The organism is Streptomyces mobaraensis (genome assembly GCF_020099395.1).
In the GTDB taxonomy this organism is placed as follows: Bacteria; Actinomycetota; Actinomycetes; order Streptomycetales; family Streptomycetaceae; genus Streptomyces.
This window is the reverse complement of sequence record NZ_CP083590.1, coordinates 1,704,188-1,725,363: the sequence shown is the minus strand read 5'-3', so window position 1 is coordinate 1,725,363 and position 21,176 is coordinate 1,704,188. Positions and strand designations below refer to the sequence as shown.

General features: G+C 70.6%; 11 protein-coding genes. 8 read left to right on the top strand and 3 right to left on the bottom strand.

All coding sequences use genetic code 11. The features are described from left to right. Positions 1-238: 238 nt before the first annotated feature. Positions 239-442, bottom strand: coding sequence for a cold-shock protein (locus K7I03_RS07165; protein ID WP_185943992.1), 204 nt, complete (start codon positions 440-442; stop codon positions 239-241). A 1,103-nt stretch (positions 443-1,545) separates the two neighbouring features. Here K7I03_RS07165 and K7I03_RS07160 point away from each other — a divergent pair. The 6 genes from K7I03_RS07160 to K7I03_RS07135 are packed head-to-tail and all read left to right on the top strand — an operon-like array spanning position 1,546 to position 17,679. Further along, entirely contained in the window at positions 1,546-3,387 is a 1,842-nt protein-coding gene (locus K7I03_RS07160; protein ID WP_185943993.1) for a hypothetical protein, read from the top strand. A 1-nt stretch (position 3,388) separates the two neighbouring features. Further along, positions 3,389-7,666: a DUF6603 domain-containing protein gene (locus tag K7I03_RS07155; RefSeq protein ID WP_185943994.1), complete on the top strand. Its 4,278-nt coding sequence runs from the start codon at positions 3,389-3,391 to the stop codon at positions 7,664-7,666. Between the two features lie 8 nt (positions 7,667-7,674). Then, positions 7,675-9,795 (top strand): hypothetical protein, encoded by a 2,121-nt coding sequence (locus K7I03_RS07150; protein ID WP_185943995.1) that lies wholly within the window; start codon positions 7,675-7,677, stop codon positions 9,793-9,795. Between the two features lie 12 nt (positions 9,796-9,807). Beyond that, the gene (locus tag K7I03_RS07145; protein ID WP_185943996.1) at positions 9,808-13,278 is read left to right on the top strand and encodes a hypothetical protein; all 3,471 of its coding nucleotides are present in this window, start codon (positions 9,808-9,810) and stop codon (positions 13,276-13,278) included. Positions 13,279-13,310: 32 nt separating this feature from the next. Continuing rightward, complete coding sequence (locus tag K7I03_RS07140) at positions 13,311-16,298, top strand: hypothetical protein (protein WP_185943997.1); 2,988 nt, start codon at positions 13,311-13,313, stop codon at positions 16,296-16,298. 31 nt (positions 16,299-16,329) lie between these two features. Then, positions 16,330-17,679: a hypothetical protein gene (locus tag K7I03_RS07135; protein WP_185943998.1), complete on the top strand. Its 1,350-nt coding sequence runs from the start codon at positions 16,330-16,332 to the stop codon at positions 17,677-17,679. Positions 17,680-17,889: 210 nt separating this feature from the next. Here the strand turns inward: K7I03_RS07135 and K7I03_RS07130 are convergent, their stop codons facing one another. Next, positions 17,890-18,618, bottom strand: a complete 729-nt coding sequence (locus K7I03_RS07130) for an aminoacyl-tRNA hydrolase (protein WP_185943999.1) — start codon at positions 18,616-18,618, stop codon at positions 17,890-17,892. Positions 18,619-18,705: 87 nt separating this feature from the next. On the opposite strand from K7I03_RS07130, the gene K7I03_RS07125 reads away from it, so the two are divergent. Both K7I03_RS07125 and K7I03_RS07120 read left to right on the top strand, forming a co-directional pair. Beyond that, a complete protein-coding gene (locus K7I03_RS07125; RefSeq protein WP_185944000.1) occupies positions 18,706-19,545 on the top strand; it encodes an ABC transporter ATP-binding protein in 840 nt (279 codons plus the stop codon). A gap of 5 nt (positions 19,546-19,550) precedes the next feature. Continuing rightward, positions 19,551-20,216, top strand: a complete 666-nt coding sequence (locus tag K7I03_RS07120) for an ABC transporter (protein ID WP_185944132.1) — start codon at positions 19,551-19,553, stop codon at positions 20,214-20,216. 5 nt (positions 20,217-20,221) lie between these two features. Here the strand turns inward: K7I03_RS07120 and K7I03_RS07115 are convergent, their stop codons facing one another. Then, entirely contained in the window at positions 20,222-21,064 is an 843-nt protein-coding gene (locus K7I03_RS07115) for a polysaccharide deacetylase family protein (protein ID WP_398858480.1), read from the bottom strand. Positions 21,065-21,176: the final 112 nt, after the last annotated feature.

The window sequence follows — 21,176 nt, the reverse complement described above, 5'->3', positions numbered from 1 at the left end:
CGGAACCCTTCCTTGACGGGGCACGTGGCAAGGAATTCCCGCAGCAGGCGATCGGCGCAGAGAATCTCGAGAGACGGGCCGGAGGTGAAATGGGCGGGGCCGGACCGGTGGGAATGTGCCACCGGCCACCGGTCGGGGATGCGGCGGAGTCTTCCGCCGCGTGCCCTGAAAAGCGGCGAGCCGGGGCCCGCACCCCAGTGGTGCGGGCCCCGGCTGCGGAGTACGTCGGCCGCCGGTGTCAGGCGATGACGATGTTCTCGGCCGTCGGGCCCTTCTGGCCCTGCGCGATGTCGAACGACACCTTCTGGCCTTCCAGCAGCTCGCGGAAGCCCTGGGCGCTGATGTTCGAGTAGTGGGCGAAGACGTCGGCGCCGCCGCCGTCCTGCTCGATGAAGCCGAAGCCCTTTTCCGCGTTGAACCACTTCACGGTGCCACTGGCCATGTCATTCTCCTCGGGAGACGGTGTCGGGAATTCACCCTGTGCGAATTCCGTGTCGCCGTGATGATTACCCCGGAGGAAATGAGCCTTCTGGCAACCACACCTGCAACCGGGATCGACGGTAGCACGGTGCGATCGGCCTTGCACGGTCGATAATTCCCCTCCGGTCGGCGGCCGAAAAATATTCGACAAGCCCCGCGCCCATTTCTCGTGTCACGGGAACAGATATCGATCCCCGTGGGCGCGGCCTTTTCTGCCCCGAGGCGTCCGGGCACCCCCGTGACCTCGCTCGACGGGAGACGTGCCGCTGCCCCTGCCGCCAGCGCATGGCGCGAGGGGCGGACACGCCGAGACCGCCCATCACGACGAGGGTCACATCGCCGGCGAAGCGTGCGACAGCGGTGGACGGCACGGGGATACCGGCCTCGTGGCGCTCGCGGTGACCCCCGCCGTCGGACAGGAAAGACGGCGCACACGCCCCGCTCTCGGCCTCCCGGGTGTCCCGCGTGCCGCGCGCGCGACGGCGGCTTCATCCTCGTGCGCGGACCCCGAACCGTCTCGCGGCCGGGCGCTGGGCACTTACCTGGCTACGGGCGTCGGCGCGCGGGAGCGGTCAGGGGCGTCAGCGCAGGGCCGGGTGGTCGGCGACGATCGTCGCCGAGCCGGGGGCGATCTCGATAACGGCCTGCTCCGGTACGCGGACCCAGCAAGCGCCCGGTGCTGGAGGGCCTCGCGGCACCGCAGATCGCGTTCTCCTGGCTGGGCCACGGCGCCCCTGAAGAGGATGCGAGCGCCGGAGGTCCCGACTGGCCGCCACCCGGGTTCGCAGGTGGCGTTCGGGAGGTTCCTCGTCGGGATTTCCTCCCCGCATCGGTTTCCCCGGGCCGGCTCTGGGAGTCGACGGCCGGTCTTTCATCCGCTCGGGCGTTGGACGCTTGTAGCCGCATTCGTACGACACGCGTGGCTCGTCCGTTCGAGTCACGTGATTGACCGGCCCCGTGGGGCTGGATAGCGTCGCCGAATAATAGGAATCTCTGTGTTTCCTGGATGCAGGTGGATGCTTTTCGGCCTTCGCCCGCTGGGCTGCGAGTGAAGGGCGACGGGTAGTGCCGAACCTGAAGGTGGTCTTCGGATTCGTCGGGCAGGGGGATTTCACCGTCATCGTCTTTCCGAGCGGTGAGGTCGCGGTCATCGATGCGGGCTCAGTCCAGTTCAAGGACACGGCGAGGGCCGAGATCGCGAAGTTGCTCAAAGAATTCGTGCCGACGACCTCGAAGACCATCCACCACCTGTTCATCAGTCACCCCGACGAGGATCACTACAACCTGCTCCACGAAGCCTTCTTCAAGTGGCCGAACCGCGACCTCAGATACCAGGTCCGGGAGTCGATCTACGGCGGCCTGCTGGCCGAGTACGACAACCTCAAGCTCCGCGACAGTGCCCACGGGTACCAGGTGATGAGCGAGCATTTCCTCAGTGTGGTGCAGGGGGAGGAGCTCGACACGCTGCTCTGCTCCGGTTGGAACAAGGCGACGGGGAAGTACGAGGAGGGCATCCCGCACGCCGAGTACGGCGGCGTGAAGTTGTACATTCTCGCGGCCAATGCGAGTGACAGGCGCGACGAGAAGCTGAATGCCCTGTACGCCCGGGACGTGGCGCACGAGGACATCGAGTCGCTGAAGGGCGAGATCGAGATGGCCCGCCGGACCGTCGACGAGCTGGACGGCTTCGTGAAAGGCAAGGCCGTTCCCTCTGACAAGCCGGCCGAGGAGCTGGAGAACGTCAACAAGAGGATCGAGAACGCCTCCAGGAAGCGAGGCAGGAAGCGCCGGATCGACGTGGTGAAGGCGGAGGAAGGGCTGAGATTCTACCCCGTCGAGCAGCGCGTCCTGAAGAAGCTGCGGAACGACCAGCCGCTCAGTCCGCCGGAAGTCGGTCTCGCCGCCGAGTTCGATAGCGCCGTCCTCCGCGCCAAAGCCCGTGTGGAGGACCTCAGGAAGTCCGGTGCTCTGACGGCGGATAACGATGTGACCGTGAACAAACTTGAGGCCGCCGTCCTTCACAGGGAAAGACTGGCAACTCTGATCAAGCGGTTCAAGGGGGGCGGCTGGGGGTCGAAGTTCGGCGATGTCGACGAAAAACGGCTGGAGGAGAGCGGTAAGGAGGAGAAGCAGGCCCTCGAGACCCGTGCGACCTATTGGCGGGACGCCGCTGTCTACCGGAGGCTGGACATCAAGCGCACGTACCTGCCGAAAATCGTGGAAGTGCGGAAGAAGCGTGAGAGAAAAGACACCGTACAGCAGCGGGACAAGGACGACCTGAAAAACGCGCAAACCCACCTGAAGGGTCTGGAGACGCGACTCGAGCGACATCGGGAGAAGTACGCGGAATACGAGGCCGAGTTCGGCGGTCACAACGCCAACCATGACTGCATCGTGATCCTTCTGGTACACGGGAAGAACAAGGTCTTCCTGATGGCGGATGCCACCACCCTGACCGAGCGGGCCATCCTGGGATTCGTGAACGGGCACACCGACGCCAAGGTCAGGGATTTGCTGAAGAATGCTGGCCACTGCACGCTGAAAGTTGGTCACCACGGCAGCGTGACCTCCTCCGGTCCCGACTGGCTCAAGGCGATCGAACCGAACCTCATGGTATGCAGCGCGGGAATCAAGGGTTTCGGCAAGGGAATGGGCACGGCACGCTACGGCCACCTCAGTAATGTCATCGCCACCAGCGTGAAACTGGGCACCGGTGCCTCGCACAAGTATTACTGCTGGGACGACACGACCGTCCCGACGAAGCCGAAGTTCAAGGGGTTCGACACCACGAAGGAATTCCACACGACCCTGCTGACCGCCGACGAGAAGCTGACGAGAGGCGCGTACCGGACCTACGTCCTCGAAAGCGACGGCACCAACGTGCCCACGCTGACGGGACGCCCCTGAGATGCCGATCTCCCGGACGGACCTGCGAGAGCACCTGAAGAAGGGCGGAGACTTCACGCTCCCCGCTCGCGCGGTCGGCCTGGAGCAGGTGTGGGACCTCTTCAGCGCCTGCTTCCCGTCGGGCGAGGCGAAGCTCACGGGCATCACCGAGCGCGACCTGGCGGCATTGCGCGTCACCGGCACCGCCGCGAAGGTCACGGGCGTCGGCACCAACGTCAGGGCCTCCCTCACCTTCCTTGTCGATCCGCGCAGCGACGAGGTGGGAGCGGTCCGCCTGGAGGTGTTCCTCCCCGGTTTCCAGTCCCTTCCCCACGGTCTCGACGCCTCCTTCACATCCCTGGCCGATCTGGGCTTCAGCGATCCGCGCCTGGTGCTCACCGCGACCGACTGCGCCCCGCCGGTCCCCGGCCGCCAGGTGGGCCTCAGCGTGGCCTACCAGCCGGTCAGCGGGAAGACGGTGCGCCTCACCGGGATGCAGGACACGACCACCGGCCGTTGCACGTTCGCCGGGGAATGCACCGGTGTCACGTTCTCGTCCCTCTCCGCACTGGCCTCGGTACTGCCCAAGGCGGGCACCGCCGACCTGACGGTGCCGAAGGACCTGGGGATCACCCAGCGGTCCGGACTCGAGCTGACCCGACTCGCGCTCTGCTGGCAGACCCGCACCAAACGCTTCCACTCCGCCTCGGTGCGGGTCAGGTTCGCCGACACATGGGCGGTCGTGCCCGGCGTCATCAGTCTGGGCGCCGTCAGCGTCGACGCCGAACTCGTCCGGGGCGCCACGAAGCCCTCCGTCTTCCTGGGCTTCCGCGGAACGCTCACGGTCGGCGGTGTCACGGTGGGCGCTTCCGTGGACCCGTACCGGGAACTCCAGGCGGAGTTCCGCACCCCTGTCGAGCTGACGAAGCTGCCCACGGAGTTCCGCACGGGTCTGGAGCTGCCGGACCTCAAGACGGGCCGGCTACGGGTGCTGGCACGGCACACGGAGAAGTCCTACGAGCTCGACGGCCTGCTGGAGGGAAGCTGGCAGCTCGCCGGTGTGACACTCACGGGCCTGCGGCTGTACGTCGAAGGCCGGAGCGGAGCCTCGCCGGCCGGCGCCCTGGAGGCAGGGCTGTCGGTCGGCGGCGCGGCCTTCGGCCTCGAGGGAGGCTACTCCGCGGCCAACGGTTGGCAGCTCGCCGGCGGACTGGCACCCGGGTCACGCCTCACCGGCGCACAACTGACGGCATGGCTGCAGAGCACGCTGAAGGTGCCGGCCGGTGACATCCCGCCCCTGGTCAAGACGCTGACGCTCCAGGACGCCGAGCTCGGGTTCGCGTCCAAGCGCAGAGAGATCACCTTCTCCTGCGGTCTGACCGCCTCCGCGTTCGGGCTGCCGCAAGCGGTCGCCGTACGGCTGGTGGCGAAGGCGGAAGGACCCACGACATCGACGGGCAACGGAAAGGTGAGCTTCGCCGCCGAGGTGAAGGTGAGGATCCCGACCTCCGACGGCCGGACGCACCTCGTCGAGTTGCGGGGGGACATCGCCAAGAACGCCGGCGAGAACGCCGTGGTGACGGTGAGCGGCACCAGCTCGTCCGGGTGGGGTCTCGCGAGCCTGCTGAAGGCCCTGGGCGTCGATCCCGGCGGTCTGCCGCTGTCCGCGCTGCCCACCTTCACCTCGCTCACCGTCGGCTTCGGCCAGGGCGGACACCTGGTGCGCGCGGCCACCGAGCGAGGCCATGCGGTGACCGTGGCCGGCGGTTCCGGATGGTCCGTGGTCCAGGCGCGCTTCAAACTGACGGCGGGGCTCTCCAGCCTGGACCTCCTGCACGGACAGCTTCCGGCCGGGCAGGACGTCTCGGTCTCTCTGCCCCTCGTCCGGTACGCGCCCAAGCCGATTCCGGAAGCCACCATGAAGGCATGGCGCACCTGGTATGGCGACCAGGCGGCGAAGGAACTGGGGCTTCCAGGGGGAGCGGTTCCCGCCGGAATCCGTGGCACCGTCCTGCTCCGGGTCGGCACCGCGGACCGGCAACAGGAGATCGCGCTGGGATCGACGGCCCCGAAGGGACAGGAGGCCACCCCCGTCGACGCCCCGCTGGACGTGGGCACGGAGGTGCGCCTCGACCGCTCGGTCGGCCCGCTGCGGGTGCACGGCCTCGGCATCCGGCTGACCGGCGACCGGGTGACGGTCGACGCGAACGCCTCGCTGTCCATCGCGGGAGTGGAACTCCAGGTCGACGGACTCGGGCTGAGCGTAGAGCTGAAGGAGCCGCACACGGTCCGGCCCGCGCTGCGCGGAGTGCTGCTCTCGGTCAGCGCGGGAGCCGCCGAGGTCGCCGGTGCCCTCCTCTACACCCGACCCCCGCGCGACTCCGGGTTCACCGACCAGTTCGACGGGATGCTGCTGCTCCGCCTGCCCACCGTCTCCGGCCGGCTGCTCGGTCAACTCGCCTACGCCACCGGTGGATCGGCGTGGTCGTTCAGCGCCTTCGGCGAGCTGGCCGCCGAAGGCGGCGGAGGCTTCGGGCCGCCGCCGTTCCGCGTCACCGGAGCCATGCTCGGCGGCGGCTACAACGCCACCGTGCGCGTTCCCGCCCCCCACGAGGTACAGGACTTCCCCCTGGTGGCGGGCCTGGGGAACCCTAACGTCGCCAAGCAGACGCCCGCCCGGATGGCCAAGGGCCTGGTGGCCGCCAAGTGGCTGAGCCCGAAGCAGGGACAGAACTGGGTCGCCGTCGGCATCCAGTTCACCTCCTTCGAGTTCCTCGCCGGCCGTGTCCTCGCCCTCGTCGAATTCGGCGACGACCTGTCCGTCGGCCTGTTCGGCCTGCTCAAGGCAACGTTCCCCACCCGCCTCGCGCCGGGTGGCGCGGTGTACGCCCAGATCGAACTGGCCATGCGCGCCCTGTACCAGCGCGGCCCGGGCCTGCTGTCGTTCACCGCGCTCCTGACCGGCGACTCCTACGTCCTCACCCCGTCGTGCAAGCTGACGGGAGGCCTCGCCGTGTCCGTATGGAGCCCGCCCGAGCCGGGCAAGGGCCCCGACCGCAGCGGCGACTTCGTCATCACGCTCGGCGGGTACCACCCGCTCTACCCGGTGCCCGGCCACTACCCCCAGGTCCCCCGGCTCGGCGCGAGCCTGGCGATCTCCAAGGCGGTGTCCTTCACCGCCGGCGTCTACCTGGCCGTCACCCCCGGCGCGTTGATGCTCGGCTCGGACCTGGCCGTCGTCTTCGATGGCGGTTGGGTGCAGGCCTGGTTCACCGCGAGCTTCCACGGCTACCTGCAGTGGACGAACCCGCCACGCTACGACTTCCGGCTCGGGGTCCGCGTCGGCTTCCGGGCCGACATCTCGGTCGGTCCGATCCACGTCACGGTACGGGCGGAAGTGTCGGCCGACTGCCTCGTATGGGGTGATCCGTTCGGCGGCCGGGCCACGGTCCGCTCCGGTCCGGTCTCGTTCACCGTCCCCTTCGGGTCGGGCGGCGCGGACGACCGCCCGGTCGCGTGGCCGGACTTCCAGCGCCAGCTCCCGCCGCCCCTGAAGGCCACCGTCGCGTCGGGGCTGCTGCCCGCGCCCAAGGTCCCCGGGGCGACGACCCAGCCGTGGACGGTCGCGGGCGACGGGTTCTCCTTCGTCACCGCCGGGGTCGCCCCGGCGACCTCCCTGGTGATCGGTCTGCCGGACGGGAAGGAACACACCGTCCGGTCCGCGACGGACAAGGTCACCATCCGGCCGCTGCGGGAGAGCGGGGTGACCTCGGTCCACAAGGTCACCGTGACCAAGGACGGCAAGGCGCTGAACCTGATCAAGAGTGGTGAGGCGTGGACCATCGAGGCCGACACCGGCGACGTCCCCGAAGCCCTGTGGGGCAGTCCGGACCGGAAGACCGGACACCTCCTCGCCGGCCGGCTCGTCGGCATCCGCCTGACCGCGCCCGCCAGGCAGCCCGGCCGCAGCCCCGGCCGCATCACCCCGGCGGCCCTCAGCCGGGTGACGGTGCCGAACTCCGCGCGGATGCCGTTGACCTCCGCAATGCAGGGGGTCCCGCCCGTCCGGGAGTCCACCTCGGTCGGCAAGGTCGCGAAGATCGACCTGGCCTCGGCGAAGACGGCCAGGGCCGCGGTACTCAACGCGCTCAGGAACGCGGGCGCCGAGGCGATGGTCCGGGACGAGACCAAGCCGCTGACCGATCCGCCGGTCCCGCTCCGTGACAACGCACTGTCCCGCTACGCCCGGGACGTCGAATCCGCCTTCACCAACGCGCCGTTGGTCGCGACAGAGAGCTGAACCGCGCCATGTCCGTGCCGCTCGACCTGCACTTCCACGACACCCAGCGCCCCGGGCTGACCGCCGGGGACTACACCGTCACCGTCACCCAGAAGGTCACCAGCCCGAAGAACGGCGAGCTGGGCAAGGAGTTCTTCCAGCCGCTCGTCCAGCCCGTGCAGGTCACCGCGCCCCGCTTCGCCCTCGACCCGGTCACCGTCCACGCGGTGCACCCCGCGAACGGCGCGGCCGGCCGCTTCGACCAAACGCTGCCGCACTGCACCCTGCGCCGGCCGTCGCTGCCCTGGCAGCGGCTCATCGGTTCCGACTCCAAGCACCAGGACCTCCCCTGGATGGCGCTGCTCGTCCTCGGCCCGGGCGAAATCCGCGAGGACCCCGCGGCCGGAGGGCTGGCGACTCCCCGGACCGGGGCGGACGTGCCGAAGGCGGAGAGCGGCGTCGCGGTGCCGGCCGTGACGCCGACGGCCGCCGAGCAGACGCTGCCGTGCCGCACCATCGACGTCCTGGCCACGGTGTTCACCCAGGTGTGTCCCCGCGACAGCGACGACGAACTGGCACACGCGGCCCACGTCCGCAAGGCCAGGCCGGCCGCCGCCTTCCGGGGCGAGGAACTGGTCGAGGGCGACTTCGCGGTCCTGCTCGCCGGCCGGCTGCCCAGGAAGCCGGGGCCGTACGCCGCCCACCTGGTCTCCCTGGAGGGCCACGGCAAACACCTGACGGGCACTCTGCCGGGCAACCCGCAGTGGGTACGGCTGGTGTCCCTGTGGTCGTGGACGTTCACGTCCAAGGACGGGGCCAGGCATTTCCCGGCCGTGGTCGGCAAACTGGCCGGCGGCGACCTGCTGCTGCGGCGCCCTCCCCGGGGCACCGCGGGCGGCAGCGCCGCGGAGAAGGAGGTCCGGCGACGGCTGAACCGGGGCTACGTCCCCGTGCCGAGCCGGCTCTCCTCGGGTGAGCAGACCCTCGCGTGGTACCGGGGGCCGCTGACGCCCGTGGTGCCCCCCGCGCTCCCGGACCTGCCCCAGCACGTGACCAGCGGCGACCACGCGGCCGTCTACCTGCCCGACCACGGCGTGTTCGACATCGGCTACGCCTCCGCGTGGAGCCTGGGCCGCGCCCTCGCCCTCTCGGACGCCGACTACGTGGCCTCACTGACCGGCTGGCTGGCCGTCGCCCGCCGGACGGTCACCCGGATGCTCACGACCGGCCCACCCGAGTCCGGCCGGTGGCGGGTGCCCGCGTCACCCGGGGAGCGGCTGACCGCGTGGTTCGCCAACGGCCCCGCCGACGCCGTGGCCGCGGCCCTCGACGTACCGCCCGGCAGCCGGCCGGACCGGGAGAGCGGCCCCCCATCCGGGGAGCGGACCGCCCCGGCCGCCGCTCTCCTGCACACCCGGGCGGAGGAGGTGGCCGACGCCCTGGCCGCCCTCGGCGCCGAGACGACGGAGCTGGTCAACGCCCGCTCCTGGCTGCGCCGCCTGGAACTGCTGGAGCAGGTGCCGTTCGGCTACCTGGTGCCGGACGCGGGAATGCTGCCGCCCGAGAGCCTGCGGTTCTTCCACGTCGACCAGGACTGGCTGTCGCGGCTGTGCGCCGGGGCCCGCGGCGTGGGCCGCTTCGGCGAGGTCGACGCGCTGGCCGAACGGGCCATGACGGCGATCGCCCCGCCACCCCGCCCGCAGGCGGGCCTGCTGCTGCGTTCCGCCCTGGTGTCGGACTGCCCGGACCTGGTCATCGAGGTGTCCGGCGGCGCCGGGGTCGAGATCCTGCGCCGCTCCGTGCTCGCCGCCGACGTCCTGATCTGCCTGTTCGACGCCGTCCCCGCCTCGGTCGTGCTGCGCGAGCCGGCCCAGGGACTGCACTTCGGCATCGACGGTCCGGACGTCATCAACCTGCGGCAGCCCACCGGGACCGACTGCGGCAAGGAGATCACCGGCCGGAAACTCACCGGTCTCGCCGCGTTCCAGCGGGACACGCAGCGTGCCGTCTTCCGCTTCGGCACCCACTCCTCCTCACTGTCCACCGCCCTGGCGAAACAGCACGGCATCGGCTCCGCGGCGTTCAAGTCGTCCGACCTCGCGGTCCAGTTGCTCAACAGCCCTCACCAGATCACCTTTCCCGCCGCGTAGGAAGCAGCCCAGATGACCACCGGTCCTCTCGTCGTCCCGGTCCGGGTGGAGGCCCGCACCCTGACGTTCCGCACGGAGAAGGGCTTCGTCCGCTGGCGCCCCGACTTCCGCGGAGCGATCAACTCCCAACGCCCGGTGGAGCCGGACCCGTTCAGCGGATTCTCGCTCGACCAGGGCCGGGACCGGGGCATCCGACTGCACTGGCGCCTACCGGAGGCCCTCTGCCGCGGTGGCACGGAAGCGGCCGGCCCGCCGGCGTTCCCCCTCGTGCCCAACCGCTGGCTCGTCCTGCGCCAGGCCACCGACGCGACGGGTAAACAGGTCCTCGCCACCTCCTGGATGGTCGAGAGCGACCAGGTGCGCGACAGCCTCGACGACCCGGACGCCCATGCCGCCCGGTACGCGCGCCCCGGTGCCGACGGCAAACTCAAGGCCTGCTGGATCGGCGAGCTGAAGAACGCCGAGGACGGCTGGACCGAACCCCGGCCGAACACGGCGCAGTTCCTCACGGCCGTCGGCCCCGGGCTCCCCGCGTTCGCCGCCTTCCAACCCTACTGCCACAACGTCTTCTCCCTGCTGGACAAGTGCGTCGGCATGGACGAGGAGTGGTTCGCCGTCAGCTACCTCGTCGCCGGCTGGTACTCCCGCGCCGCCGACGACATCCTCACCACCACGCCCGACCCGTCCCGGCTGGGCTGGCGGCTCCCGACGGGCATGACGGCCTACCCGAAACGCTCGCTCTTCGTGGGCGCGGCCGTCTCCGTGATCTGGGATCCCAAGGGGAAGAAGGACGTCAAGGAGTCCATGCCGGACAAGGACAAGGCCAAGGACGCGGTACGGGTCGCGGTCGGCAACAGCGCCAGTGACGCCCTCAGCGCCCTGACGGGGCCCGGCACGGAGAACGACGCCCTGCTCACCGCCCTCCAGCACGGACTCACCGACGACCTCGACGCCCCCCAGGCGGCCCGCCACGCACTGCACCGGGACTGGTTCCACCGTGCGCCGGCCCGCTTCCGCTGGACGTCCGAACCCCTGGTGCCGGCGCAGGCGGGCGGCGATGACGACCTCCCGTCGGTGGACGCGCTGAACTCCGCCGAGGCGGCCCTCGCCCATGCGGAGGCCCAACTGCACGGCTCGCAGGCACGCCTCTACCACCTGTGGTGGCTGCGCAACCTCCCCGACGCCAAACGTCCGTCCGGGACGACCGAGAAGCTGAACGCCCAGCTCGACCCCGGGACCGCGACCTCACTGGCGGCCAAGGTCCGTGCGGTGCAGCAGGAGGTCGCCGGCCTGCGCCGCGGGCTGGACGGCGTCGCCTCACCCTTCGGCACCCGCCTGGCCCGCCACCCGCACGGCGCGGTCCACACCCCCACCGACCCGGTGGTCCTGATCCGGGGCGCGCGGGGCGGCCGGCACCCCGCGGTGCCGTCCGCCCCGCAGTGCCGGTCCTCGGACAAGCTGGTCACCGCCTTCACGGACAAGAGCGGCACGAAGGTCCAGCCCAAGCTCCCCGGCGGCGCCTGGAAGAAGCTGCCGGCCCCGGGCAGCGGCAGCGGCTCGCCCACGGCGGCCGCCCTGGCCGGCGAGCTCTGTCTCCTGCACCAGGCGGCCTTGTCGCAGTCGTCCGCTCCGGGCACGTACCCGACGCTGCTCGAAGAGCTGTACGCGAAGCCCGCCAAGGTCACCGGCGCCTTGCCCGAACTGACCGACCGCTGGACCGCCGAGCCCTGGTCACCCCTGTTCGTCCTGTGGAAGACCGAGATCCATCCCCTGGCCTTCCCCGGCGGCGCCGACTCGACCGCCGGCGCCGCCGCCGGCCAGTGGACGCTCACCGCCGACGGCCGCCTGCGATGGACCCGTACCAAGGCCGCGACCACCACCGGCCCCTCCTTCTCGGGGCGTTCGCTGCTCACCGCCCAGATCCCGCACGTCCTCCAACGGCAGCTGGAGCACTACAGCCTCGGTCTCGCCGACGACGACGCGGCCGAACGGCTCCGTGCCCAGGCCGAGGAGATGGGCAGCCTCGACCTGCTGTCCCAGACCCTGCACGGCTTGAACGCGTGGATGCGGCTCAGCTCGGAGGGCACCCACGCCACGCCGGCCGGCATGGCCATCGGACAGTTTCCCGGCACCGGGGCCCTCGTAGCGGGCGGCCCGCGCAGCATCCCCTTCGAGAACGAGCTGAAGGATACCGGACGCGCGTTCCGCCCGCTGTCCTGCGGCCAGTTCCTCATCACCCGCCTCAGCGTCGTCGACACCTTCGGCCGGTCCCTAGACCTGATCACCAAGAACTACGCCGGCGACCAGCTCGCCCGGTCCCCGCACATCGTCCCGGGCACGGCCGTCCGCGACCACGCCACCGACAAGTGGCTGCAACTCGCTCCCCGCCTCCAGCAGTCCGCCCGGCTGCGGTTCGACTTCCTCAGCGCGGGCGACGACCGGCGCGTCATCGACCCGGGTCTGGAGGACACGGCCGACCCCAGCCCGGTCGTCGGCTGGCTCCTGGCCAACCGTCTCGGCGGGTCCCTGCTCGTCTACGGACCGGCGGGCGATCCCGTGGGCGAACTGTGCACGGCGGTGAAGAAGACAGGCGACTCCCAGGTGGTGTGGCGCCCGCTGCCCCACGCCGTCGAGCTGAACACCACCACCATGCGGCACCTCGCGGCCTTCGTCACCGGCCTGCGGGGCAAGGGCCGGCAGGCGCTGTCGGCCCTCGTCACCTCGATCGACCGGGTCAGCGCCACCACCAGCCCCGGCCCCGGTGCCACGGAGCGGACACTGTCCCTGCTCCTCGGCCGCCCGGTCGTCCTGCTACGGGCCCGGCTGCGCGGCGAACTCGCCGGTCCGGTCGCCGTCAGCCCGCAGTGGAAGGCGCTCGGGGTCACGCCGGACGACGCCTACACCAAGAAGCCGGTCACCGTCCGGCTCGGTGCGGCGGCCCTGCCCGCGGACGGGCTCTACGGGTACGTCCGGGGCGACGACTACCAACGGGTGTACGTCACCGATCCCCAGCCCGCGGACAGCGGGGGATACCTCGGAGCCGGTACGCAGGACCAGGGCGTCACCGTCACGTTCACCCCCGCCCCCGACCCGTCCAAGACGGCGGACCACTCACTCGACACCCGGGTGACGCTCCTCGCCGACCCGTTCAGCGCCGTCCACGCCTTCACCGACGTGGTGCCCGTCGAGACGCTGCGCCTCCCCGCCCGGTACTCCGACCCGTTCGTGCGCGCCGGGCGTGCCTCGTTCCGCACCGGTCCGCTGCTGGCCGAGCTGGAGGCCGAGGGCAAGATCCGGATGCCCCGCCCCGCCGCCTGGCAGGGCGAGTGGACCTTCGTCGAACGCCGCGACGAGCGGATCTGGCACGACTACCCCATCAGCACGGCGGGCACCGAAGCCCAGCTCAGCGACGCGGCCCCCGATGCCGGGCGCCCGCCCGCCCGCGACGGCTTCCTGCACCTGCGCACTCCGCTCACCGGCTGACCGAACCCACCCACCCCACCAGAACGGGAACCATGTCCAACGACGGCACGTCATCCCTTCTCCGCTACGGGCGCGCGCTGCGCCCGAAGGTCTTCTACGCCGGCTCCACGCTGGCCGAGGTGCAGATCCTCGTCCAGATCCCCGGCGACGTCGCATGCGGAAAGCTGGTCTTCCAGTTCCCCGTCGGAACCGGCAAGGAATCACTGTTCACGTCCGCAACCTGGAAGTCGGTTCTGGGCATCGCGCCGACCACGGGCGGCTGGAAGCTGGAGAAGGACCCGAAGGTCGAGGGCAGGTTCACCGCCACCACCAGCAGCGAACCCAAAGGCGACTTCACCTTCGGCTTCAAGCAGATCACCGTCCACGACCGGCACGGCGTAGCCACGATCGCGATCACGGAGAACAGCGCCAAGACCGGGAACACCGCCACGGACCGACCCGCGAAGGTGCAGGTCGAGAAGGTCTCGACTGCGGTGAAGTTCACCAACCTGCGGACCGATCCCGCCGATGTCGCCTGCGGAAACCCGGTCACGGTGAAGTGGGAGGGGTCCAGTACGGCCGAGTACACGGTGTACTACAACACCGACGACACGGCGCCCGCACCGCAGCTCAAGGACGGCACCTGGAGTACCACCGTCCAGAACGTGACCTACCCCACCACTTTCGTGGTCCGGGCGCAGAGCGTCGAGGGTAACCAGACCCTGCACAACTACCAGAGCATCCACGCCACGGTCCGGCGCCCCAAGGTCGTCACCGGTGACCTGGCCGTCCAGACCTCGGCCCAGCTCTTCGGCACACCCGTCACCTACCCGCAGGACTGGGGCAAGGGCGCCTTCGTCGCCGTGGCGCAGACCGATGGGCTGCTGCTCTACCAGCCCACGTTCTCCGTCCAGGGCCACCGGACCTGCCGCGTGTTCCTCAACGTCTTCACCGACGCCCAGCTCAGCCACACGCAGCGCCGGACGGTCCGGAACAGCGCGGAGAAGCCCAAGACCCCCGCCGCCCTCTGCGTTCCCGTGCCCGCCGGCTCCAAGATCGAGCTGACCGCTCTCATGGTCCCGGACAACGGCTCGCTGACCTGGATCCCCCTCGGGGGCAAGGGGCTCACCGTCTCCAAGCAGGAAATCGGCGAAGCCGTGCCGGCCAGTGGCTCCGCGCCCCGGCTCATGTACGCCTACGCGCCGCGCGACGTCGAGGTGTCCACCGCGACCCAGCCCAGCAAGGTCACCTTCAACCTCCACGTGGACACGGCCGACACCAATGAGAAGCTCTCGAAGCTCACCATCACCCTGCCCCTGGGAACCGGCAAGGGCCATCTCACCGAGTCACTCGACGGCATCAGCACCCTCTACACACGCTGGTCGTCCTTCGACAAGATCGACGACACCCACTACGAGGCCGACCCCGGGCAGGAACTGATCTTCCGGCAAACGCCCGAGAATCTGACCCTGCAGGACGTCACCGTCAACAAGGCGACCGGGACCGCCGAGATCGAGATCCGTGAGGAACGCGACGGCTCGCAGAGCACCCCGGTGAAACTTCGGGTGCTGAAGGGGGCCCCGGAACTGAAGATGAGAGGGCTGCGCGCTCAGCCCCCCACCGTGCGACGCGGCGGCCGGGCCCGCATCACCTGGCAGGCAGTCAGCCTCAGTAACGTCCGCTACGAGCTGGTGTGGGACGACAAGAAGGCGAACGTCTCCACCGTGAACGAATACACCATCGACAAGCTCTACCGCACCACGCCGGTGACGCTCACGGCCTACGACACCGCGCAGCAGAACAAGGTGCTCCATTCGCTGTCCACGACGGTGACCGTCTCCGAACCGGACCTCACGGTCAAGACGCTCAAGGTCGCCGGCACGTGCACCATCCTTGGGAAGCGCCAGGTCTGGTCCCCCTCCTTCACCAGCACGTGGCAGGGACGAGCGGAGGCGGACGGTCTGCTGGTGCTGTCCGCCATCAACCGGAGACCCGGCCGCTCCCTGAGCGGGGACGTCGAGGGCGCCGGCGTCCGGGCGAAGAACGAGCCCGTCACGCTGCAGGTCGACGTCACCCCGAAGGGCGGCACGGCGTACCGCGCGCGGTCGCTGGCGTACGACCCGAAGGAGGAGTACGGCGACCTGCTGCCCGTGGGCATCGTGGTCCCGGTCGCCCGTGACGCGACCGTCGCCGTCAAACGGGAACCCGGCAGTACCCATGCGATCGACACGCTGCTGACCTGGCTCCCGTTCGGCGCGGGCGAGATGGGCGAGGGCGCGGGGCCGCAGGAGGAGGAGAGCCTCGCGCTCGCCACGGTGGTCGCGCCCCGGCAGGAGGACGATGCCGTGCGGAGCGCCGGCGACGGAATGCGGCGGCGCATCAGTGGGTTCCGCCCGGACAGCCTCCAGGTGCCCAACGGCGGAAGCGTGACGTTGTCCTGGACGGCCGACCCGTCGACCACCCTGACCCTCGTCTACAGCGACGCGCGGGAAGCGACGGTGACGGAGAACGTCACCGGTACGACCGAGCACACGGTCAGAGGGCTGACCAAGGACACCGCGTTCGCCCTCATTGCCTCGGAAGGCCCCTACGGCACCGGCAGGATGCTGGAGGTCGCCGCCACCACGGTCACCTCCGCCAACCCGAACGCCGACTTCACCGAACTGCACGTGACCGGCCGCATGACGGTGATCGGCCCCCCGGAGAAGGTCGGCTACGGCTTCACCCAGCCCTGGACCAAGTCGAACACGGCGAGCGACGGTTTCCTGGTCGGGTACATCAGCGACGACAGCACGTCCGGCAGCAAGGTGACCGCCAAGGTGACGCCCGCGACCGGTTCGTCCTATGAAGTGTCGCTGTACAGCGCCAAGTCGGCGGACGGCACCCAGACCGTCCCTGACGCCGTCTTCCTCCCGGTGCCGAAGGGCGCCACCCTCACGATCGCCGCCGCCTCGGCCCACCCCTCGGGCGAAGCGGTCGAGCACAGCACGAGCCGCACCGCGTCGCTGGTATGGATTCCGCTGGGCGGCCGGGCCAACTAGCAGGTACCACCGAAAAAGCGAAAGGCGCAGCATGGCAACACAGGGCATCCGGCACGCCTTCAACCTCAAGAAGGCCAAGGTCACGTACAGTAAGGACCCCGCCGAGAACGCCGTCGTCCTGGTCCAGAACGGATCGGCCGGGGTGGGCCAAGTGGAGAACGGGGTGATTCGCTGGTTCCCCATTTCCCTGGCCTTCCGCGGCTATTACGATCTCCCGGCGACACTCGGTCGCTACCAGAACCTGCCGAGCCCGTTCAACCAGCGGCTGGAAACCGTCTTCCCGGACTATGACAAGGCCGCCTCGATCACCTGGGCGACGTCCGGGGAGAATATCCTCCAGTTCGACTGGGCCAATGACAAGGTGACGAAGACGGCCACCACCCTCACCAAGGCCATTCCGGGGCTGCCCACTGCGTTCAAGTCCGGCCTCACCGCGGCGATGGGCGGCACCGAGGGCGGCAAGAAACCGAACGCATGGCTGTTCAAGGGCAAGCAGTGCGTGCGGCTCAGTTACGAGGACACCACCTTCACCTGCGGCACCGCCGTGGACGTCCAGCGCAAATGGAAGCTGCAGGGACGGCAGGTCCCCGAACTGGCCGGCGGCATCGACGCCGCCCTGCGTATCCCCGGTACCGACACCGGCTACTTCTTCGTCGGCGACAAGTACCTCACCTGCGACGTCGCGAAGGAGCAGCTCACCGCCGGGCCGCGGTTCATCCGCCGTTACTGGCACCAGGTACCTCTCGCCTACCCGCTCCCCGACACCACCTTGTGCGCCGCGCGTGAGGGGAGCACCTCCTACGAGTGGTACCTCTTCCTCGGCAAATACGCCGCCAGGATCGTGGACGCGACAATCACCGGGGGTGTTCCCAGTCGCAATTCGTCAAATCCGCCCATCGTCCGCAGGATCGACGAGCACTTCCCCGCGCTGAAGAACACCGTTTTCGCGAACGGCGTGGACAGCGCGATCAACTACGCGGGCACCTGTTACCTGGTCAAGGGCGGGAAAATCGTCAAGCCCTACGACAGCAGCCCCAAGGCCGAGGACCTGAAGAAATACTACGGCGGGAGCAGCCGGTTCCTCTATCCCCACTGGTCGGCGGGGACGACGAAACAGACGGTGTACGACCTGGCCGACAAGAAGCAACGGGAGTTCTCACCCGCCGCCACCGTCAAGGGCGATCACGAGTGGCAGTCAAAAATCACCGGCACCGTTCGAACGGCCGTGCAGTTCAAGGAGTTGAGCTGGGCGGGCGTCCCTTACCTGATCACGGAGGGGCACAGGGTGTGGCTCCTCGACGGGAGCCAGGGAAAAATCCATAAGGCGGTCGAAGGCCTGTACAACTGGGAGGTGGACTGGCCTGACAACCCGTACGCGTGACGACCCGCCCCGGTTCAGTGAGTCAAAGAGGTCTCAGATGAGGTCCAATGGATAGCCCGATCGGGAATCAACCCAGGCTCACCGAACCCGTGTCTCCCCTCCAGGCTCCGCCAGTGGCTACCGTGCCCTATCCGCGTTCCCGCTCTGCCATGGTGTGGACAGCCTCGCCCGCTCCACTGCTTGCGCAGAGGGACCGCTCAGGCAGCCTGCCTACGGTCGCGGCAGGCGCCCAACCGGGCAGTAGCGCTCGCCGCCTTCGACTGCGAGAGTCAGCCCGGGGGCGATCTCCGTGAAGCCGGCGTCGCGGACGAGGGGCAGGCCGCTTGAGGTCAGGGCCGCCCAGCGGGCGGGGGCGGCGGTGCGGACGGAGAGGGCGAAACCGTTCTCGCGCCACGCCTTGCGGGCCGTGTCGTCCAGGCGCCACCAGGCCAGTTGGGCGCCGTGTCCGGCCTGGGCCATCGCCTTGCCCGCGGACATCTCCAGTTCCGGGTTGAGCCAGAGCACCGGCCGCTCGGGGGCGGCGGGGCCGGGGGCGGTGGGGTCGTCCAGGTCGGTGCCGGACACCTGGAGCTTCACCAGCTCCGGCGGCCAGCCGTCGAGCGGGACCGGCGGGAAGACGCGTACCTCGGCCGTCTCGCCCGTCACCGTGATCCCGGGCAGGGCCGAGGCCCGGCGCCACTCCGCGCCCCTGGCCCGGCGGACGACCTTGCGGATCCGGGCGTCCTGCCAGTCCCGTACGGCTTCGGCCCACTCGCCGTCACCGGTGGAGCGCTCGTCCGACAGCAGGACGAGCACCGCGCGGGCCGCCGTCTCCAGGGCGTCGGTGCGGGCCGGCGGGGCGGCCTTCTCGATCCGTACCACCAGGGGCAGGACGAACTGCGGCGCGGTGTCGCGGGGGTCGGCGGAGTCGGCCGGGATGCCGGTTTCTGAGCTGGTCACGGAGCCAGTCTGCCAGCAGACCGCCGGGGCCCCGGGGCCGCTATGGTGATCCGGGAATCGGGGCCATCGGGGAGGGGTGGGGATCCTGTGGAACTCCGTGACGTCGGCCGCCGGTACGGCGTGCGCGGCCGGTGGGTGCTCAGGGGGGTCGGACTGCGAGTGCCGGGCGGCACGCTGCTGAGGGTCGAGGGCGGCAACGGCAGCGGCAAGTCGACGCTGCTGCGGCTGCTGGCCGGCATCGACGCGCCGAGCGCCGGACGGATCACCGGCCGGCCCCGCACCGCGTACGTCCCCGAGCGGTTCCCCGCCGCCCTGCCGCTCACGGCCCTCGGTTACCTCACCCGCCTCGGCCGCGTCCACGGTCTCCGCCGGCGCGCGGCCGACCGCGCCGCCCGCGACTGGCTCGAACGCTTCGACGCCGGCCGGTACGCCCGTACGCCGTTGCGGGAGCTGTCCAAAGGGACGGCCCAGAAGGTCGCCGTCGCGCAGGGTCTCGTCGGCGCGCCCGCGCTGCTCGTCCTCGACGAGGCGTGGACCGGCCTGGACGGCGACTCCCGCCGCGTCCTCGACCGGGCCGTGCTCGACCGCGTCGCCGACGGGGGTGCCGTCGTGTTCGTCGACCACGATCCGCGCCGGCTGGCGGGGGAGTGCGGCGCGGTCCACCGGGTGGAGGGCGGACGGCTCGTGGACGTGTCCGCGGCCCCTCGGGCCCGTGTCCAACGGGTCCGGGTCGAGGCGGAGGGCGCCGGTCCGCTGCCGGACGGGCTGCCCGGCGACCCGGTCAGCGAACGGCTCCCCGGCGCCGTCCGGCTCACCGTCGCCGCCGCCGACTCCGACGCGCTGCTCCACGCCCTGCTCACCACCGCACCGCCCTGGCACATCCGCTCGGTGACCGCCGTGCCCGCCCCGGAGGAACCGCACCGATGACCGCCCTGACCGCCCTGCTGCGCTACCAGGCCGCGCTGCTCCTCCGCTCCCACCGCTGGCTCCCGCCGCTGATGCTGTACGCCGTCCTCCTGACCATCGGCGTACGGGCCGGGGAGCCCGTCCTCGACTCCTTCGGCCTCGCCGCCGGCCTCCTGCTGCCGGTGGCCGCCTGGCTGGTGCGTGTCTGCGTCACCAACGAGTCGGACGCCGCCCGGGACTGCGCCGCCGCGGCGGCCCGGCCGTGGCGCGTCCACCTGGCCGGCGTGCTGACCGGCCTGGGGGCCTCCCTCGTCCTGGCCGGGGCCGGGACCGCGGTCGTCGCGCTGATATCCGATCCGCACAGCTCACGGGGGCGGGTGCCCGTCCCACTGGCCCCGGCCTTCGGCGCGGGCCTCACGGCCGCCGTGAGCTGCGCCCTGCTCGGCACGGCCGTCGGCGCCCTCTGCAACCGGCCGCTGCTGCGCAGCGCGGCCCGGTCCGTACCGGCCACCGTGCTCGCCGTGTTCCTGGTGCTGCTGCCCGGCGGCTCGCCCGCCAACGCCGCCGTCACCGAGCTGGTCAGCGCCTCGCGCAGCGGCGCGGTCAGCTGGCCGCTGCTGCCGCTGGCCGTCGCGGCGGTGTTCGCCGCCGGGGCGGCGGCGGTGGCCTGCGCGCTGAGCTCGCGGCGGTAGGGGGCTCAGCCCTTGGCGATCAGGTCCGAGACGCGGACGAGTTCGTAGCCGCGCTCCCGGAGCCGGGGGACGATCGTCCGGACCGCCGCCTCCGTGGCCGGCGCCGCGCTGCGCGTGCAGTGCATCACCACGACCGAGCCGGGACGCGCCTTCGCCAGCACCTCGTCCGCCACCGGCCCGGGCCGCTTGGCGAACGCGTCGCCGCTTATCACGTCCCACTGCACGGCCGTCACCTTCGCGGGGCCCAACTCCTTGAGCACGGACGGGTTGTGACACCCGCCCGGAAAGCGGAAGTACGGCACCGTCCTCTGGACGCCGGCGCGCCGGAACGCGGCGAACGCCTTCTCCACGTCCGCCCGCGCCCCGCCCTTCACCGGCGGGAGGCCGTAGCACGGTGTGGCGAACGCGTGGTGGCTGTACGAGTGGTTGGCGACCTCGAAGAGCGGGTCCGCGCCGATCGACCGGGCCTGGTCCGGGTATTGCTCGGCCCAACGGCCGGTCATGAAGAGGGTGGCGGGCACTTTGAGGCGGCGGAGGGTGGCGATGAGGGCCGGGTTGTCGAAGTGCTCGCCGTGGGCGGCGCGGGGGCCCTGGTCGGACGTCATGTCGGCGTCGAAGGTGAGGGCTATGTGTTTGCCGTGGTCGCGGCGGCCGTGCGAGAAGGTCGGGGTTTCGCCGGTTTTGCCCGGGGGGAGTGTGGGGGCGGTTGTGGGTGCCGGTTTCGTCGTGGCGGGTGCGACGGGTGTCGGCTTGTCGCCGGGGGCCGCGGTCTCCTTCATTGCGCTGCCGGCACCGCCGCAGGCGGTTATGCAGCAGAGGAGGGTGAGGGCGAGGAGGGGGCGGGATATGCGGGGCACGGGGGGACGTTACCCCGGTGGAGCGTGCCCCGGTCCCTCCCCCAGAGGGGGTACCCCCACCTTCGCCGATTCCTGGGGCTGCGCCCCAGGCCCCGCTTGTCGC

Coding starts and splice junctions, on each gene's coding strand:
- K7I03_RS07155 (WP_185943994.1), top strand. CDS start 3,389: ATGCCGATCTCCCGGACGGACCTGCGAGAGCACCTGAAGAAGGGCGGA.
- K7I03_RS07145 (WP_185943996.1), top strand. CDS start 9,808: ATGACCACCGGTCCTCTCGTCGTCCCGGTCCGGGTGGAGGCCCGCACC.
- K7I03_RS07135 (WP_185943998.1), top strand. CDS start 16,330: ATGGCAACACAGGGCATCCGGCACGCCTTCAACCTCAAGAAGGCCAAG.
- K7I03_RS07165 (WP_185943992.1), bottom strand. CDS start 442: ATGGCCAGTGGCACCGTGAAGTGGTTCAACGCGGAAAAGGGCTTCGGC.
- K7I03_RS07150 (WP_185943995.1), top strand. CDS start 7,675: ATGTCCGTGCCGCTCGACCTGCACTTCCACGACACCCAGCGCCCCGGG.
- K7I03_RS07140 (WP_185943997.1), top strand. CDS start 13,311: ATGTCCAACGACGGCACGTCATCCCTTCTCCGCTACGGGCGCGCGCTG.